The following is a 1,181-nucleotide window of genomic DNA, read 5'->3' as shown; positions in this document are numbered from 1 at the left end:
CTCTGTACACGACAAATTTCACAGAACCCTTATCCTATCAGGATTCTGCTTTCTTAAAATTGCCAAAATTTCCTTAAACTCTTCTTTTTTCCCAAAACCAATTAAACGCTGAATCGCCATTTGAACATAGTCTAAACCATAGCGAAATAAACTCATTGAGAGTCGTCCATGCTTCTTTATTTTTATCGCTTTTTTTTGATTATGTTGCCATTCACCCGTTAAGTAACACCAACAGAAGCTTATAGCTAACACCGCAATCAATTTTTTCACTCGTCTAGGGTCTGTCAAGCGCGTATTTTCAAGATTAAACCCGCGTCCTTTGAGACAACTGAATAAGGTTTCAATTTCCCAGCGTAATGCATAATCCTGAATAGCATTGGCATTAAACTGAGGAGAAACGACGAGTAAAAGCTCTCCATTTTCTAACTGTAGTGCACTTATATATAGTTTCACCCGACCAACCAAAATCCGTCGTTTACGACATTCAATTTGACCAACTTTAAGATGGCGAAATAAATCACTAATTTTATGATTCTTTCCTAAATGATTGGTGACAATGAAGTTTTTTTAACACGAATGCAGAAGTTGATGTCTTGTTCAATTAACCATGTAAACCACTGCTCACCGATAAACTCTCTGTCTGCGAACACATTCACAATACGGTCTTTACCAAAAATGGCTATAAAGCGTTGAATCAAAGCAATACGCTCTTTCGTATCTGAATTTCCACGTTTATTAAGCAATGTCCAAAGGATAGGTATCGCTATTCCACGATAAACGATTGCGAGCATCAGGATATTAATATTTCGTTTTCCCCATTTCCAATTGGTTCTATCTAAAGTCAGTTGCACTTGGTCGAATGAAAACATATTGAAAATCAACTGAGAAATTTGACGATAATCAAAATACTGACCTGCAAAGAAGCGCTGCATACGTCGATAAAATGATTGTGGTAAACACTTGATGGGCAAGGCTTTAGATGCAGAAGAAAGATTACATGTTTGCTTTAAAATAATCACAAGCATGATGAGCGCAAAGCACTTTAAATGTGACTTGTTCCATTTTAGAGATTTGTTTAAGATAAGATATAACTCATTGAGATGTGTCATAGTATTCGTCGTTAGAAAACAATTATTGTGACATTATTTCAATGAGTTATCTATTTTTGTCGTGTACAGAGA

1 protein-coding gene is annotated in these 1,181 nt (G+C 35.7%); it reads right to left on the bottom strand.

Annotated elements, in window-relative coordinates:
- Window positions 1-18: 18 nt before the first annotated feature.
- Window positions 19-1,109, bottom strand: a protein-coding gene (locus FTU54_RS15110; protein ID WP_085940648.1) for an IS4-like element ISAba1 family transposase whose coding sequence is annotated in 2 segments (ribosomal slippage) — window positions 19-569 and window positions 569-1,109 — 1,092 coding nt in all. Because the reading frame shifts where the segments join, the coding sequence is not laid out codon by codon here.
- Window positions 1,110-1,181: the final 72 nt, after the last annotated feature.

Source organism: Acinetobacter sp. YH12116 (assembly GCF_013418895.1).
GTDB lineage: Bacteria > Pseudomonadota > Gammaproteobacteria > Pseudomonadales > Moraxellaceae > Acinetobacter > Acinetobacter indicus.
The sequence above is the reverse complement of the archived record's forward strand: the minus strand, read 5'-3'. Positions and strand labels throughout refer to the sequence as shown.